General features: G+C 70.3%; 13 protein-coding genes. 10 read left to right on the top strand and 3 right to left on the bottom strand.

Annotated features, from left to right (window positions below; translation table 11 throughout):
* Positions 1-29 precede the first annotated feature (29 nt).
* On the bottom strand, positions 30-1256 hold the full coding sequence (locus tag ACFYY1_RS18500) for an acyl-CoA dehydrogenase family protein (protein WP_388586412.1): 1227 nt from the start codon (positions 1254-1256) through the stop codon (positions 30-32).
* Between the two features lie 173 nt (positions 1257-1429).
* Between ACFYY1_RS18500 and ACFYY1_RS18495 the strand changes: the two genes are divergently transcribed.
* Entirely contained in the window at positions 1430-2080 is a 651-nt protein-coding gene (locus tag ACFYY1_RS18495) for a TetR family transcriptional regulator (RefSeq protein WP_388586409.1), read from the top strand.
* 41 nt (positions 2081-2121) lie between these two features.
* Here the strand turns inward: ACFYY1_RS18495 and def are convergent, their stop codons facing one another.
* The gene (gene def, locus ACFYY1_RS18490; RefSeq protein WP_388586407.1) at positions 2122-2685 is read right to left on the bottom strand and encodes a peptide deformylase; all 564 of its coding nucleotides are present in this window, start codon (positions 2683-2685) and stop codon (positions 2122-2124) included.
* Positions 2686-2799: 114 nt separating this feature from the next.
* On the opposite strand from def, the gene ACFYY1_RS18485 reads away from it, so the two are divergent.
* The 5 genes from ACFYY1_RS18485 (at position 2800) to ACFYY1_RS18465 (ending at position 7260) form a co-directional block, all read left to right on the top strand.
* Positions 2800-4038, top strand: a complete 1239-nt coding sequence (locus tag ACFYY1_RS18485; protein ID WP_189544649.1) for a MurT ligase domain-containing protein — start codon at positions 2800-2802, stop codon at positions 4036-4038.
* Between the two features lie 34 nt (positions 4039-4072).
* Positions 4073-4801, top strand: coding sequence for a type 1 glutamine amidotransferase (locus ACFYY1_RS18480; RefSeq protein WP_388586404.1), 729 nt, complete (start codon positions 4073-4075; stop codon positions 4799-4801).
* Between the two features lie 143 nt (positions 4802-4944).
* Positions 4945-5973, top strand: a complete 1029-nt coding sequence (locus tag ACFYY1_RS18475; protein ID WP_388586402.1) for a 6-phosphofructokinase — start codon at positions 4945-4947, stop codon at positions 5971-5973.
* 111 nt (positions 5974-6084) lie between these two features.
* Entirely contained in the window at positions 6085-7035 is a 951-nt protein-coding gene (locus ACFYY1_RS18470) for a cytochrome c oxidase assembly protein (protein WP_388586399.1), read from the top strand.
* Positions 7036-7101: 66 nt separating this feature from the next.
* A complete protein-coding gene (locus tag ACFYY1_RS18465) occupies positions 7102-7260 on the top strand; it encodes a hypothetical protein (protein ID WP_107408259.1) in 159 nt (52 codons plus the stop codon).
* A gap of 59 nt (positions 7261-7319) precedes the next feature.
* On the opposite strand, the gene ACFYY1_RS18460 is transcribed toward ACFYY1_RS18465, so the two are convergent.
* Positions 7320-8873 (bottom strand): alkaline phosphatase D family protein, encoded by a 1554-nt coding sequence (locus tag ACFYY1_RS18460; RefSeq protein WP_388586396.1) that lies wholly within the window; start codon positions 8871-8873, stop codon positions 7320-7322.
* 360 nt (positions 8874-9233) lie between these two features.
* Between ACFYY1_RS18460 and ACFYY1_RS18455 the strand changes: the two genes are divergently transcribed.
* From ACFYY1_RS18455 to ACFYY1_RS18440, 4 genes are read left to right on the top strand one after another with little or no spacing between them, the layout of a single operon-like run.
* Positions 9234-12149 carry a family 78 glycoside hydrolase catalytic domain gene (locus tag ACFYY1_RS18455; RefSeq protein ID WP_388586393.1) on the top strand — a complete coding sequence of 972 codons (2916 nt, stop codon included), beginning with the start codon at positions 9234-9236 and terminating at the stop codon, positions 12147-12149.
* Positions 12146-13453, top strand: coding sequence for an extracellular solute-binding protein (locus ACFYY1_RS18450; protein ID WP_388586392.1), 1308 nt, complete (start codon positions 12146-12148; stop codon positions 13451-13453). Before ACFYY1_RS18455 ends, ACFYY1_RS18450 begins: the two co-directional genes overlap by 4 nt.
* On the top strand, positions 13450-14412 hold the full coding sequence (locus ACFYY1_RS18445; protein ID WP_388586389.1) for a carbohydrate ABC transporter permease: 963 nt from the start codon (positions 13450-13452) through the stop codon (positions 14410-14412). Before ACFYY1_RS18450 ends, ACFYY1_RS18445 begins: the two co-directional genes overlap by 4 nt.
* On the top strand, positions 14409-15284 hold the full coding sequence (locus tag ACFYY1_RS18440) for a carbohydrate ABC transporter permease (protein ID WP_388586386.1): 876 nt from the start codon (positions 14409-14411) through the stop codon (positions 15282-15284). The genes ACFYY1_RS18445 and ACFYY1_RS18440 overlap by 4 nt, the downstream gene beginning before the upstream one ends.
* Position 15285: the final 1 nt, after the last annotated feature.

Here is a 15285-nt window from a genome sequence, read left to right as displayed (position 1 = left end):
GCCGCCCGGCGATCGAGCAACGCGGAGCTCTAGCGGATCGGCATGCCCGACAGGGTGCGGGCGATCACGAGGCGCTGGATCTCGCTGGTGCCCTCGAAGATCGTGTAGATCGCCGCGTCCCGGTGCATCCGCTCCACCGGGTACTCACGGGTGAAGCCGTTGCCGCCGAGGATCTGGACGGCCTGGGCAGTGACCTTCTTCGCGGTCTCGCTCGCGTACAGCTTGGACATCGAGCCCTCGGCCGAGGTGAACGGCTTGCCGGTGGTCGCCATCCAGGAGGCGCGCCACACCAGCAGCCGGGCCGCGTCGATCTGCGTACGCATGTCGGCGAGCTGGAAGGCGATGCCCTGGTTGTCGATGATGGGCCGGCCGAACTGGGTGCGGGTCTTCGCGTAGTCCAGCGCCACCTCGTACGCGGCCCGGGCGGTGCCGACCGCCATGGCGCCGACCGCGGGGCGGGACGCCTCGAAGGTGGCCATCGCCGCGTTCTTCACCCGCTCACCGCCGGAGGCGGCGCGCTCGCGGGCCCGCGCCAGGCGCTGGTCGAGCTTCTCCTTGCCGCCGAGCAGGCAGTGGCCGGGGATCCGGACGTCCTCCAGGACGACCTCGGCGGTGTGCGAGGCGCGGATGCCGTGCTTCTTGAACTTCTGGCCCTGGGAGAGGCCGGGGGTGTTCGGCGGCACGATGAACGAGGCATGGCCCTTGGAGCCCAGCTCCGGGTCGACCACGGCGACGACGACATGGACGTTGGCGATGCCGCCGTTGGTCGCCCAGGTCTTGGTGCCGTTGAGCACCCACTCGTCCTTGGCCTGGTCGTACACCGCGCGGGTGCGCATCGAGGCGACGTCGGATCCGGCGTCCGGCTCGGAGGAGCAGAAGGCCGCGACCTTGACGTCGTCGGCGTCGCCGTACATCTGCGGGATCCAGGTGCCGATCTGCTCCTCGGTGCCGTTGGCGAGGACGCCCACGGCCGCCAGGCCCGTACCGACGATGGACAGGGCGATGCCCGCGTCCCCCCAGAAGAGCTCCTCCATGGCCATGGGGATGCCGAGGCCCGTAGGGTCGAAGAACTGCTGGGCGTAGAAGTCGAGGGAGTAGATGCCTACCTTGGCCGCCTCCTGGATGACGGGCCAGGGCGTTTCCTCACGCTCGTCCCATTCGGAAGCCGCCGGGCGGATCACATCCGCGGCGAAGCCGTGAAGCCAGTCACGGACCTGCTTCTGGTCATCGTTGAGTTCGAGCGTGAACTCCGCCATGTTCCCCTCCACGTACTGCTGTGAAAAACCACTCGTTACTTGCGGTAACCGCAGTCTGTTACCGACAAGTAGCCTCTGTCAACCGCCCGGGTTCGGATCCGCGTCGCGTTGGGCAGGGTGTTACGTTGCGCAGGCAGGACGCATTTGCACGGCCAGGGGCGGGGAGAGGCGACATGGAGAGCACACGACAGGCAGAGCGACAGCGGACAGCGGCCGAGAGCCGCCGCCGCGAGCTGCTCGAAGCCGCCGACCGCGTGGTGCTCAGGGACGGGCCGGGGGCCTCGATGAACGCCATCGCGGCGGAGGCCGGGATCACCAAACCCATCCTCTACCGGCACTTCGGCGACAAGGGCGGCCTCTACCGCGCCCTCGCCAAGCGCCACACCGACGCCCTGCTGATCGCCCTGCGCGCCGCGCTCGACGCCCCCGCCGAGCGCCGTCGGCGCGTCGAGTCGACGCTCGACACCTATCTCGCGGCCATCGAGGCCCGCCCGCAGGTCTACCGGTTCCTGATGCACCCGTCCGACGACGCGGCGCCCTCGACGGAGCAGGGCTTCGACATCGGACGGCACTCGGCACCGCTGCTGCGCCGGCTCGGCGAGGAACTCGCCCTGGTGATCGCCGAGCGGGTGGACCTCGGCCCGGACAGCGATGCCATGGCCCGCATCTGGGGCCACGGCATCGTCGGCATGATGCACGCGGCGGGCGACTGGTGGCTGGGCGAACGCCCCTGCTCCCGCGAGCAGCTGGTGAGCAGCCTGGCCGATCTGCTGTGGGGCCGGCTGTCCGCCGCGGGCGACCGGCCGGGCGGCCCCGGATTCTGAGCGGCCGTCGGGCGGTCTCCGGCCGGAGCCGTCCGGCAGCCTCAGACCCCCGACGCGGCCGGACCGGTGCGCGCCCAGGGCGCCCGGCGGGCCGCCCGCAGCGCCCTCCTGCGGCGCAGCCCGGCCAACCGGTCCGTGTAGACCTTGCCTTCGAGATGGTCGCACTCGTGCTGGAGGCAGCGCGCGAAGAACCCGGTACCGGTGACCCGGACCGGCTCGCCGTCGGCCGTGAAGCCCTCGACGACGGCCCGGTCGAACCGCGGGGTGCCCGCTTCGAGCCCGGGCAGCGAGAGACAGCCCTCCGGGCCGCGTACGGTGATGCCGTCGGCCTCGACGAGCCTGGGGTTGACGAGATGCCCGAGGTGACGGATGTCGTCGTCGTCCGGGCAGTCGTAGACGAACACCCGCAGCGGGACGCCGATCTGGTTGGCCGCCAGGCCGACGCCCTCGGCCGCGTACATGGTGGCGTACATGTCCTCGACGAGCCGGGCGAGCGCGGGACCGAAGTCCGTGACGGGTTCACAGCTCCCGTGCAGCACCGGATCACCGAGCAGGCTCATGGCACGAATCAGTCCGGAACTGCCGGGGATCGGGCGGTTTCGCATGGCCGCAATCGTACGTTCCACGTGACCTCCACCTTCCCGGCGGTGCCAGGGTGCGGCCCTCGCGCCGGACATCGATAGGCTGGGCGTGGACCGATGCAAGGAGGATCTAGGACGATGGCAGGCAACACGGAGCCGCTGTCGCCACGGGCCAAGCTGGCCGTGACGGCGGGCAAGGCCGCGGCGGCGGTGTCACGCGCCGCTGGGCGCGGCAGCGGATCGGTGATCGGCGGCCGGGTGGCGCTCAAGCTCGACCCCGACCTGCTGGGGCGGCTGGCGCAGCACCTGGACGTGATCCTCGTGTCGGCGACGAACGGCAAGACGACGACCACCCGGCTGATCGCCGAGGCGCTGCGGGCCGCGGGCCCGGTGGTGTCGAACGCGCTCGGCGCCAACATGCCGGCGGGCATCACCTCCGCGCTGGCCGGCGGCTCGGACGCGCAGTACGGCGTGATCGAGGTGGACGAGAAGTACCTCGCCGGGGTCGCGCGCGACACGACGCCCAAGGTGATCGCGCTGCTCAACCTCTCCCGCGACCAGCTGGACCGCGCGGCGGAGACCCGGATGCTGGCGGAGAAGTGGCGTGAGGGGCTGTCCGGTTCGAAGGCCGTGATCGTCGCGAACGCCGACGACCCGCTGATCGTCTGGGCGGCGTCCTCCTCCCCCAATGTGGTGTGGGTCGCGGCGGGACAGGCGTGGAAGGACGACGCCTGGTCCTGCCCCTCCTGCGGCGGTGTGATGCAGCGCCCCGGCGACGACTGGTTCTGCGGCGAGTGCGGATTCCGCCGGCCCGCTCCCAGCTGGGTCCTGCACGGCGACTACGTCCTGGACCCGCACGGTTCGGCGTGGCCGATCCACCTCCAGCTGCCCGGCCGCGCAAACAAGGCCAACGCCACCAGCTCCGCCGCCGTGGCCGCCGTCTTCGGTGTGCCGCCGCAGGTCGCGCTGGAGCGCATGTACCAGGTGCAGGCCGTCGCGGGCCGCTACGACGTGGTGTCCTTCCTCGGCCGTGAGCTGCGGCTGCTGCTGGCGAAGAACCCGGCGGGCTGGCTGGAGACGTTCTCCCTGATCGACCCGCCGCCCACGCCGGTGATCCTCTCCGTCAACGCCCGTGGCGCGGACGGCACGGACACCTCGTGGCTGTGGGACGTGGACTACACCCAGCTCGCCGGTCACCCGATCTTCGTGCTCGGCGACCGCAAGCTGGACCTGGCGGTCCGGCTCGAAGTGGCCGGTCTCGACTTCCGGGTCTGCGAGAACCTCGACGAGGCCGTGCAGCAGGCCCCGCCGGGCCGTATCGAGGTCATCGCCAACTACACCGCCTTCCAGGATCTGCGCCGTCGTGTCGGCAACTGACCCCGGCCCCGGCCACCTCCGGAGAGGACGAAGCATGAGCAACAACGGTCTGCGTCTGGTCTGGGTCTACCCCGACCTCCTCAGCACCTACGGCGACCAGGGCAACGCGCTGGTGGTGGAGCGCCGGGCCCGGCAGCGCGGTCTCGACGTGCAGCGCGTCGACGTGCGCAGCGACCAGCCGGTCCCGACGTCCGGCGACATCTATCTGATCGGCGGCGGCGAGGACCGCCCGCAGCGGCTCGCCGCGGAGCGGCTGCGCCGCGACGGCGGGCTCAGCCGGGCCGCGTCGAACGGCGCGATCATCTTCTCGGTCTGCGCGGGTTACCAGATCCTCGGCCACGAGTTCATCAACGACCTCGGTGAGCGCGAGCCCGGTCTGGGGCTGCTCGACGTGGTCTCCACCCGTGGCGAGGGGGCCCGGTGCGTCGGTGACGTACTGGCCGACATCGACCCGAACCTCGGCCTGCCGCCGCTGACCGGGTTCGAGAACCACCAGGGCGTCACCCATCTCGGCCCGACGGCACGGCCGTTCGCCCGGGTGCAGTTCGGTCGGGGCAACGGCACCGGTGACGGCACCGAGGGCGCGTACAACGACACCGTCTTCGGTACGTACATGCACGGCCCCGTCATGGCGCGCAACCCGCTGATCGCGGATCTGCTGCTGAAGCTGGCCCTCGATGTGAACGCCCTGCCGCCGACGGACGACCGCTGGTACGAGGCGCTGCGCGCGGAGCGCATCGCGTCGGCGACACAGCCTGCCTGATGAGGCGGTTTTCGCTCGTCTGAGCGGAGTCCAGCAGGCGGACGCCCGGTTCGGTCCCGCCACCCTGCGCCGGTAGGGTGGCGGGGATCCAACCGGACGACGTGGTCCGGTCGTCGGCCCACGTTGCAAAGGTTTCCCGGGCAATGCGTATTGGTGTTCTCACCTCCGGCGGCGACTGCCCCGGCCTCAACGCCGTCATCCGTTCCGTCGTTCATCGTGCGGTGGTCGACCACGGCGACGAGGTCATCGGCTTCCACGACGGCTGGAAGGGCCTCCTGGAAGGCGACTACCGCAAGCTCGACCTCGACGCGGTCGGTGGCATCCTCGCCCGGGGCGGCACGATCCTCGGCTCCTCCCGGGTCCAGCCCGCCCATCTGCGCGGCGGTGTGGAGCAGGCCAGGGGCCATGTCGCCGAACTCGGTCTCGACGCGATCATCCCGATCGGCGGCGAGGGCACGCTGAAGGCGGCCAGCCTGCTCTCCGAGGCGGGTCTGCCGATCGTCGGCGTACCGAAGACCATCGACAACGACATCGCGTCCACGGATGTGACCTTCGGCTTCGACACCGCCGTCGGTGTCGCGACCGAGGCACTCGACCGGCTCAAGACGACCGCCGAATCGCACCAGCGGGTGCTGATCGTCGAGGTCATGGGCCGCCACACCGGCTGGATCGCCCTGCACTCGGGCATGGCGGCCGGCGCGCACGCCATCGTCGTGCCGGAGCGCCCCTTCGACATCGACGAGCTGACCGAGGTGGTCGGCAGGCGTTTCTCGGCCGGCAAGAAGTTCGCGATCGTCGTCGTCGCCGAGGGCGCCAAGCCCCGCGAGGGCACGTCGATGGAAATCGAGCAGGGCACCAAGGACATCTACGGGCACGAGCGGTTCGCCGGCATGGCCACGCGGCTCTCCGGCGAGCTGGAGCGGCGCCTGGGCAAGGAGGCCCGCCCGGTGATCCTCGGCCATGTGCAACGCGGTGGCACGCCGACCGCGTACGACCGGGTGCTCGCCACCCGCTTCGGCTGGCACGCGGTGGAGGCGGCGCACCGCGGCGAATTCGGCATGCTGACGGCGCTGCGCGGCACGGACATCGTGATGGTGCCGCTGGGCAAGGCCGTGGAGACGCTGAAGACGGTCCCGGCCGAGCGGTACGCCGAGGCGGAGTGCGTGCTCTGAGCGACGTCTCGTCCTTCGGACTGCCCCCGGCCGCAGCTGCGGCCGGGGGCAGTTCTACTCTGGTCGGGACAACCGGCACGAAACGGGGATGCCCCCAGCAGGAGTGAACAGATGGATCACAGCGGGCACGGCATGAACATGGATCTGCCGCCGTTCACGCTGGGACGTGGGCTCCAATTCTCCGCGGACCCGTTCTTTCTCATCGGCTGCGTCCTCGGCATCGTCCTGTACGTGTACGCCGTGCTGCGGCTGCGCAGACGCGGGGACGACTGGCCGGCCGGCCGGATCGTCTTCTTCGTCGTGGGCGTGCTGAGCATCGCCCTGGTGATGTGCACGAAGCTCAATGACTACGGCATGGTCATGTTCAGCGTGCACATGGTGCAGCACATGGTGATCAGCATGCTGTCGCCGATCCTGCTGCTGCTGGGCGCTCCGGTGACGTTGGCGCTGCGTGCGCTGCCGGTCGCGGGCCGTGGCCGCACGGGGCCGCGCGAGCTGCTGCTCAAGCTGCTGCACAGCCGGTACATGAAGATCATCACGCATCCGGCCTTCACGATCCCGCTCTTCATCGCCAGCCTGTACGGGCTGTACTTCACCCCGCTCTTCGACTTCCTGATGGGCTCGAAGACCGGTCACATCGCGATGATGGTGCACTTCCTCGCGGTCGGCCTGGTGTTCTTCTGGCCGATCATGGGCGTCGACCCGGGGCCGCACCGCCCCGGCTATGTGATGCGGATGCTGGAGCTGTTCGCCGGGATGCCGTTCCACGCGTTCTTCGGTATCGCGCTGATGATGGCGTCCACCCCGATGGTGGGGACGTACCAGAATCCGCCGGCCTCGCTGGGCATCGACGCGCTGAGCGATCAGGGCTGGGCGGGCGGGATCGCCTGGGCCTTCAGCGAGATCCCGTCGGTGCTGGTGCTGATCGCGCTGGTCTTCCAGTGGTACCGCTCCGAGCAGCGGACGGCGAAGCGCTCGGACCGCCGGGCCGACCGGGACGGTGACCAGGAGCTGCAGGCGTACAACGCCTATCTCGCCTCATTGCAGGCGCGCGGGCAGTAGCGGTGGGCATGCCTCAGGGGTGACGATGGCATCCACGGCCGCACGGCCGATGAGGAGGGTGCGGGCATGTCCGGATCCACGAAGGCCATGGGAGTGCTCACGCTGACCGCGCTGGTCGTGGTCACCGCCTACACGGTGGCCCTGGGGAGCAGCGGCTGGCTCTGGTTCGGCTGGGTGGTGCTCGGTCTGATCACCTTGGGGATGGCGGCGACGCGCGAGTCCTGACCCCGGTGAGCCGCGCGGGCGGCGCCCCGTTCCCGGGGCACCGCTCGGCGGGTGTTTCCTCAGGCTTCCTGGAGCCCGGGGTGGCCGGCCTCGGTCACGTAGGAGGTCCGGGTCGAGATGGGTGCGCCGGGGGTGGTGACGTACGGCAGCACCTTGAAGTCGGCGCGGCAGCTGTCGCGGGTCAGCGAGCAGTGCACGTATCCGCGCTGGAAGTTCGTGAACTTTATGTGCTCGTTGGCCGCGAGCAGCCTGGCGCCGGACGGGTCCAGGTCCATTCCGTCCTTGGTGGTGGAAATGGACGATCCGACGAATTCGACACCGAGCGTCGGTGATTGCGGATCGTCGAAGTTCTGCTTGAGATCGGCGGCGAGGTGGCGGTGCATGTCGCCGGTGAGGACGACCGGGTTGCTCACGCTGCGGTCGGTGATCTCCTTGAACAGCCGCTGGCGGGCGTCCACGTAGCCGTCCCAGAAGTCCATCACGAATGCCTGGCCGGGGCCGGGGTCGGTGTCGACCTGGGTTATGGGGATCTGCTGGGAGATCATGTTCCACGTCGCGTCGGAGCGCCCGAGGCCGTTGAAGAGCCACTGTTCCTGCTCGGGGCCGAGGATGGTGCGGCCCGGCGTCAGCCGTTCGTCGCAGCCGCTCCTGATGCCGTCGCCGCAGGGCTGGTCGTCGCGGAAGAGCCGGGTGTCGAGGATGTGGAAGGTGGCCATCCGCCCGTAGCGCAGTCGGCGGTACATGCGTGCCTCGAAGCCGTTCGGCTTGTTCGGCAGGCGCAGCGGGAGGTGCTCGTAGTACGCCTGGAAGGCCGCCGCCGCGCGCTCGCGGAAGACCGCCGGGTCCTGGTCGGGCTCGGTGTCGACCTTGGACTTGTCGCGCGCCCAGTTGTCCTCGACCTCGTGGTCGTCCCAGACGAGGGCGAACGGGTGGGCCTGGTGGGCGGCGATGAGGTCGGGGTCGAAGCGGTGGAGGGCGTGGCGGTTGCGGTACTGGACGAGGTTCATCGGCTCGGGCCGCAGCTCGGCGGCCACGGGGACGTTGCGCACGCCTCCCATGGCGTCGATGGCGTTCTCGTAGATGTAGTCGCCCAGGTGCAGGACCAGGTCGACGTCCTCCTCGGCGAGGTGCCGGTAGGCGGTGTAGAAGCCCTCGAACCACGCCTGGCAGGAGACGAAGGCGAAGTCCAGCTCCCTGGGCCTGCTGTTCGGCGGGGGCGCGGTGCGGGTGCGGCCGACCGGGCTGTGCACGCCGCCGGCGCGGAAGCGGTAGTAGTAGTGCCGGTCCGGCTGGAGTCCGGAGACCTCCACGTGGACGGAGTGGGCGAGCTCGGGCACCGCCCGGGTCCGTCCCCGGCGTACGACGGACCGGAAGCGGTCGTCGCGGGCGACCTCCCACCGCACGTCGACGGCGTACGGCGGCATGCCGCCGCTGCCGTCGGGCGCGAGGGGCTGGGGGGCGAGGCGGGTCCACAGGACGACTCCGTCCGGCCACGGATCGCCGGACGCGACGCCGAGGGTGAACGGGTCCTCGTGGAAGGGTGTGTCACCCCAGGCCCGGCCGGCCGACAGGCCGGACGCGGCCAGGGCCATGCCGACCGTTCCGCCGAGCATCACCCGTCTTCCGAACCCTCCGGTACCACTTGACGCTCTGTTCATTTGCATGAAACTCGTCCCTTCGTCGGGCGGGATTCCGTCCGGTACGAGATGGGATCGGCGCGTGATTTCACGCCCGTCCATGTGGTAATCACAGGGTGAATATCACAGAGGAAACACACGCCACAAGACCACCTACGAGGGGTCATATCGCCGTTCACAGGCGGTTAGTTGAGGAGACATCAGCCCTTCCCCGACGCGACCGATCCCAGGTCGGCAACACCCTTGACACCCCTGAGGGCGGCTCATAGTCTCCACGCCACAGAATTAACGTTAGATTTCACATCGGGAAATTCGGTGCGACGGAAGGACGTGTTCGTGTCCGGTTCCCCGGAAGCGGGTGCACCCGCCCGCCGCCGCGCCGAAGGGCCGGTGACCGGCCGCCCGAAGGCCCGGAGGCTGCGTCCGTACGCCCTGCGGTGCGAGCACCGCACCACCCCGCTGGGGATCGACGAACCGGCGCCCCGGTTCTCCTGGCGGCTGGCCTCCGACGTCCGTGGCGACGACCCGGTGGCCTACCGGGTCCGCGTCGCCGAGCACGCCGAGGATCTGGACGGGGACGGCCGGCTCCTGTGGGACACCGGCCGGGTGGCCGACCCCGGCGCCATCGCCGTCGACTACGCCGGTCCCGCTCTGCCGGGCCGCACGCGCTTCCACTGGCGGGTCTCGGTGTGGCCGGCCGGGTCGGACACGCCCGCCGAGGACAGCTCATGGTTCGAGACCGGCTTCACCCGGACCGACCAGTGGCGGGCTTCGTGGATCACCCACGACCCGCGCCCGGTCGATGTCATGGACGCGCCCACCGAGGGCGAGTTCGCTCTCGACGACCACGGGCTCGCCCCGTGCCCGGTGCTGCGCCGGACCTTCACCGCGGCGGCCGGCACCCGGGCCAGGCTGTACGTCAGCGCGCGCGGCCTGTACGAGGTCCGGCTCAACGGCGAACGGGTCGGTGACGCCGAACTCGCGCCCGGCTGGACCGACTACCACCACCGTGTGCAGTACCAGACGTACGACGTCACCGCGTCGCTGCGGGACGGCGAGAACGTCCTCGCGGCCACCGTCGCCGACGGGTGGTGGAGCGGATTCGTCGGCTTCGAACCGCGCCGGGCCGGGGCCCACTACGGCTCGTACCCCCAGTTCCTGGCCGAACTCCACCTGACCGGGGCGGACGGCCGGGGCTCCGTGCTGGCCACCGACGACACCTGGCGCACCGCCACCGGGGTGATCCGGCACGCGGATCTGCTGATGGGTGAGTGCCATGACCTGCGGCGCTCCGCCGAGGGCTGGGAGCTGCCCGGTTTCGACGACTCCGGCTGGTCCCCCGCCCGGGTCACCGACGCCGATCACCGCCTGCTGGTGGCCGCCGCCGACGAACCCGTGCGGGCGATGGCCGAACTGCGCCCGTGCTCGGTCGCACGTGTCTCCCCCGGCACCCACGTCGTCGACTTCGGCCAGAACCTCGCCGGGCGCGTACGGCTGAGGGTGCGCCGGCTCGCGGCCGGGGCACGGGTGGTGATCCGGCACGCCGAGGTGCTGGACGGGGCGGGGCGGCTCTACACCGCCAATCTGCGCACGGCCGCGGCGACCGATGTGCTCGTCGGGGACGGGCGCGAGCACATCGTGTTCGAGCCGCGCTTCACGTATCACGGGTTCCGGTACGCGGAGATCAGCGGCCTTCCCGAGCTGACCGAGGCCGATGTCGTCGCCGTGGCGCTGCACAGCGACACCCCGTGGGCCGGGGAGTTCGACTGCTCGGACGCCGAGCTGAGGCGGCTGCACGACTGTGTGGCGTGGGGGCAGCGCTCGAACTTCGTGAGCGTGCCCACGGACTGTCCGCAGCGTGACGAGCGGCTCGGCTGGCTGGCCGACGCGCAGGTCTTCCTGCCCACGGCCGCGCTCAACGCGGATGTCGCCGCGTTCTTCACCAAGTGGCTGCGCGATGTCGACGACGCCCGCACCCCCGACGGGGGGTTCACCAATGTCGCCCCGCGCCTGGTGGGGGTCGCCGACGAGGGCGCGCCCGGCTGGGCCGACGCGGGGGTGATCGTCCCATGGCACCTGTACCGCGTCTACGACGACCCGCGGTTCCTCTCCCGGGCCCTGGAGGGCATGTGTGCCTGGGTCGATCTGATCCACCGCCACAACACCGGTCTGATCTGGCGCGACCGGGTGGGGCCGCACTTCTCCGACTGGCTCGCCCCGGGCACTCCCACCCCGCGGGACGTCGTCGCGACCGCGTACTTCGCGCTGAGTGCCCGGCTCACCGCGAAGGCCGCCGACGTGCTGGGGCGGAAGGACGTCGGCGAGCGCTACCACCGGCTGGCGGACGAGATCCGCCGTGCGTTCACCGAACGGTTCGTCACCACCGGGGCCGCCGCGGGCGGCCTGTCCGTGCGCGTCGCCGGTGACACCCAGACCGGGTACCTCCTCGCGCTCGCCTTCGACCTGCTGCCCGCCGCTCTGGCCGGCGCGGCCGCCCGCCGGCTCGCCGAACTCATCGAGTCGGCCGGGCCCGCCCTGCTGACGGGTTTTCTCGGGGTGGCTCTCGCCGCGCCCGTCCTCGACGACCACGGGCGGGCCGACCTCGCCCATGCGCTCCTGCTCCGCGACGAGGTGCCGTCGTGGCGGTTCCCGCTGCGGCACGGCGCCACCACGATCTGGGAACGCTGGGACGGCTGGACCCCGGGCACGGGATTCCGGGCACCGTCGATGAACTCCTTCAACCACTACGCGCTCGGCTCGATCGGCGAGTGGCTCTACCGCGGTGTCGCCGGCCTGGACCAGGCACCGGACTCCACGGGATACCGGCGCCTGCGGATCCGGCCGCGCCCCGGCGGCCTGCGCCACGCGAGCGCCCACCACGAGTCCGTGCGCGGCGCGGTGAAGGTGACCTGGGAGCGGCAGGGCGACCGGATCGCCCTGCGTGTCCTGGTGCCGCCCGGCGCCACCGCCGATGTGTACGTGCCCACCACGGACCCCGGCTCGGTCCGCGAATCAGGTCTGGTGCCGAGCGCCGACGACCGCCACATCACACTGATCGCGACCGCCTCCGACCACGTGGTCCACCGCGTGTCCTCGGGCGCCTACCGCTTCACCGCGGTCCATCCCCCGGTGGACCGCCACGCGGGGCCGCCCGGGACGGAACCGCAGCTGTCGCTCACCCCGAGCCGACGCGCATCAGGACCGGCGACGAAACCTTCGTTCGCCCGCTCGTACGAGGAGGACACACCATGACGACGGGTTCTCACTTCCGGCCGGGCCGAAGCACGGTCGGCCGCCGGGGATTCCTCCGGATCGGCGGCGGGGTCGCGGCGCTCGCCGCGCTGCCGCCCGCTCTCACCGCCTGCTCCGGCTCCGACGGCGCTTCCGGCAAGCTACGGGTGGTCGGCGTCGCCGACCAGCAGAAGCCGATAGAGGAACTCGTCGCCCTCTACCGCAAGTCCCACCCCGACGACACGTTCGCCACCTCCTTCGCACCCACCGACCAGGTGCAGACGGTGCTGCGCACCCAGCTCGCCGGGGGCAACGCCCCGGATGTGCACGTGCTCTATCCGGGCAGCGGCAGTGCCATGTCCATGGTCGAGCTGGCCAAGGCCGGGCTGCTCGCCGACCTCAGCGACCAGGCATGGACCAAAGAGGTCCCGGCGAACTTCCACCCCGCTTACCAGCGCGAAGGAAAAACGTATCTGTACTCGGCGGGCAGCAGTGCCATCGGCGCCATCTACAACAAGAAGGCCTTCGCCAAGGCCGGGGTGGAGCCGCCCCGGACATGGAGCGAACTCCTGGACGTCTGTACGAAGTTGAAGGCCAAGGGGATCATTCCGATCGCGCTCGGCACGCAGACCCCCTGGGTCACCCAGCTGATCACGTACGCGCTGGTGCCCAACGCGGTCTATGCGAAGAACCCGGGGTTCGACGCCGAGATGGCCTCCGGCAAGGCGCACTTCCGCGGCTCCGGGTGGGCCGACGCGATGGGCAAGTACCAGGAGCTCCAGCGCCGGGGCTTCTTCAACGAGAACCCCAACGGAACGACGTACGAGCAGCAGACGTCGATGGTCGCCGGCGGCCGGGCGGCGATGGCCGTCCAGGTCTCCGCCGTGCTCGCCAACTTCCGCCAGGCCGCCCGGAGTCCGGAGGATCTCGGCATGTTCCCCTTCCCTGGTGGTGAGGACGCCTCGGAGCTGTGGATCCCGGCGGGCATCGTCGTCGGGCTCGGAGTCTCGGCGCGATCCAAGCAGTCGGCCGGGGCGAGGGCCTTCATCGAGTTCCTCGGGAAGCAGGAGAACGTCGACCGCTGGGCACAGTCCGTGGCCGCGATCCCGTTCAAGCGCAACGCCTCGACGAAGATCGACCCGGTCCTCGACGACTTCCTGCCCATCATCGACGACAACCGGGCCGTGCCCTTCATGGACCAGAGCTGGCCCAACGCCGAGGTGCAGCCCGCTCACTTCGCCGCCGTGCAGAACCTGCTCGCCGGCAAGACGGATGTCGACGGCGCGCTGGGACAGATGGACGAGGCCTACGGGAAGAAATCGTGACGAGCACCCCCCAGAAGACCGTCCCCGGCGTTGTCACAGAGGCCGGGGACGTTCCACGAACGGGTCGCGGCCGCCCGGCCCGGCGCCGCGACCACACCGTCCCGCCCTGGCTCTTCGTCGCCCCGGCTCTCGTCGTCTACGCCGTCGTCGTGCTCTACCCGAGCCTCGCCGGGGTGATGTACGCCTTCACCGACTGGTCCGGCATCGGCGGCTTCTCCTTCACCGGGGTGGACAACTTCCGCGCCCTGCTCGACGACGGCCGGGCCCTGGAGTCCGTCACCAACACGCTGCTCCTGACCGTCGCCGTGGTCGTCGTCCAGAACGGCATCGGTCTGCTGCTCGCGCTCGGTGTCCACGCCAACATCAAGTCCCGTGCGGTACTGCGGCTGATCTTCTTCGCCCCGGCCGTGGTCAGCCCCGTCATGGTCGCGATCCTGTGGAAGTACGTCTACAACCCGGAGAACGGCGCGGGTCTCAACGGACTGCTCGGCGCCGTCGGACTCGGCGGGCTCCGTCAGGACTGGCTCGGCAATCCCTCGCTCGCCCTGTGGTCCGTCGCGGCGATGGTCGTGTGGCAGTACGCGGGCTACTCGATGGTCATCTTCCTGGCCGGGCTCCAGGGCGTGCCCGCCGAACTCCACGAGGCCGCGAGGATCGACGGGGCGGGGACCTGGCAGCGCTTCCGCTATGTCACCTGGCCGCTGCTGGCCCCGGCGCTGACGATCAACCTGATGCTCTCCACCATCGGCGGTCTCAAGCTCTTCGACCAGGTCTACGCCGCCACGAACGGCGGTCCCGGTACCTCCAGCGAGACCCTGTCGACCGTCCTGTACAAGGAGGCCTTCGTCTACGGGAAGTTCGGCTACAGCACCGCCGTGGCCCTGGTCCTCGCGCTGTTCGTCGCCGCGGTCTCCCTGGTGCAGCTCCGTTATCTGCGTGCGAGGGAGGTCACCGCATGAGCGTCGAAACGGCCCGCGGGCCGGCGAACCGGAAGGCCGGCCGCGGGGGCCGCGGACCGCGGTACGGGCAGTACGCCCTCGAACTGGTCATGATCGCCGTCGCCGCCGCCTTCCTGTTCCCGGTGTACGCCCTGATCACCCTGGCGATGAAGGACCCCCGGCAGATCTCCGAGTCGCCGCTCTCGCTGCCCTCGCCGCCCACCTTCGGCAACTTCGGCGACGCCTGGTCCGCCGCGTCCCTGGGGCCCGCGCTGCTCAACAGCACGGTCATCACCGTCGTCAGCCTGCTGCTCCTGATCGTCCTCGGTTCCACCGGGGCCTACTACCTCGCACGGTGCGCCCGCGGCCTCGGCTACGGGCTGTACATCCTGTTCCTGCTGGGCATCGTGCTGCCGTTCCAGCTCGGCATGATCCCGCTCTACAAGCTCGTCGACGACCTCGGCTGGCTCGGCACGTACCAGGGCATGGTGCTCTTCTACACCGGCATCCAACTGCCGTTCACCGTCTTCCTGTACACCGGGTTCGTCCGTGCCCTGCCGCAGGACTACGCCCAGGCGGCGCTGATCGACGGCTGCAACCACCGGCAGGCGTTCACCCGGATCGTCTTCCCGCTGCTGCGCCCCATCACCGGCACCGTGATCATCCTGAACGCGGTGTTCATCTGGAACGACTTCTTCACTCCGCTGCTGTATCTGGGCGGTTCCGAGAAGGAGACCGTGCCGGTGGGCATCTTCGCGTTCGTCGGCCAGTACGTTTCGGACTACGGGCTCGTCTTCGCCGGACTGGTGCTCGCCGCACTGCCGATCCTGATCGTCTTCGTGGTCCTCCAGCGCTATGTGATCAAGGGCTTCGCGGGCGGCCTCAAGGGCTGAG

It is taken from the genome of Streptomyces sp. NPDC001890, assembly GCF_042891445.1.
In the GTDB taxonomy this organism is placed as follows: Bacteria; Actinomycetota; Actinomycetes; order Streptomycetales; family Streptomycetaceae; genus Streptomyces.
This window is presented reverse-complemented; position numbering and strand designations above follow the sequence as displayed.

Bases quoted from the DNA above. Each gene is read 5' to 3' on its own strand.
- ACFYY1_RS18465 (WP_107408259.1), top strand. From the start codon at position 7,102: ATGTCCGGATCCACGAAGGCCATGGGAGTGCTCACGCTGACCGCGCTG.
- ACFYY1_RS18450 (WP_388586392.1), top strand. From the start codon at position 12,146: ATGACGACGGGTTCTCACTTCCGGCCGGGCCGAAGCACGGTCGGCCGC.
- ACFYY1_RS18485 (WP_189544649.1), top strand. From the start codon at position 2,800: ATGGCAGGCAACACGGAGCCGCTGTCGCCACGGGCCAAGCTGGCCGTG.
- ACFYY1_RS18475 (WP_388586402.1), top strand. From the start codon at position 4,945: ATGCGTATTGGTGTTCTCACCTCCGGCGGCGACTGCCCCGGCCTCAAC.
- ACFYY1_RS18460 (WP_388586396.1), bottom strand. From the start codon at position 8,873: ATGCTCGGCGGAACGGTCGGCATGGCCCTGGCCGCGTCCGGCCTGTCG.
- ACFYY1_RS18480 (WP_388586404.1), top strand. From the start codon at position 4,073: ATGAGCAACAACGGTCTGCGTCTGGTCTGGGTCTACCCCGACCTCCTC.
- ACFYY1_RS18440 (WP_388586386.1), top strand. From the start codon at position 14,409: ATGAGCGTCGAAACGGCCCGCGGGCCGGCGAACCGGAAGGCCGGCCGC.
- def (WP_388586407.1), bottom strand. From the start codon at position 2,685: ATGCGAAACCGCCCGATCCCCGGCAGTTCCGGACTGATTCGTGCCATG.
- ACFYY1_RS18470 (WP_388586399.1), top strand. From the start codon at position 6,085: ATGGATCACAGCGGGCACGGCATGAACATGGATCTGCCGCCGTTCACG.
- ACFYY1_RS18495 (WP_388586409.1), top strand. From the start codon at position 1,430: ATGGAGAGCACACGACAGGCAGAGCGACAGCGGACAGCGGCCGAGAGC.
- ACFYY1_RS18500 (WP_388586412.1), bottom strand. From the start codon at position 1,256: ATGGCGGAGTTCACGCTCGAACTCAACGATGACCAGAAGCAGGTCCGT.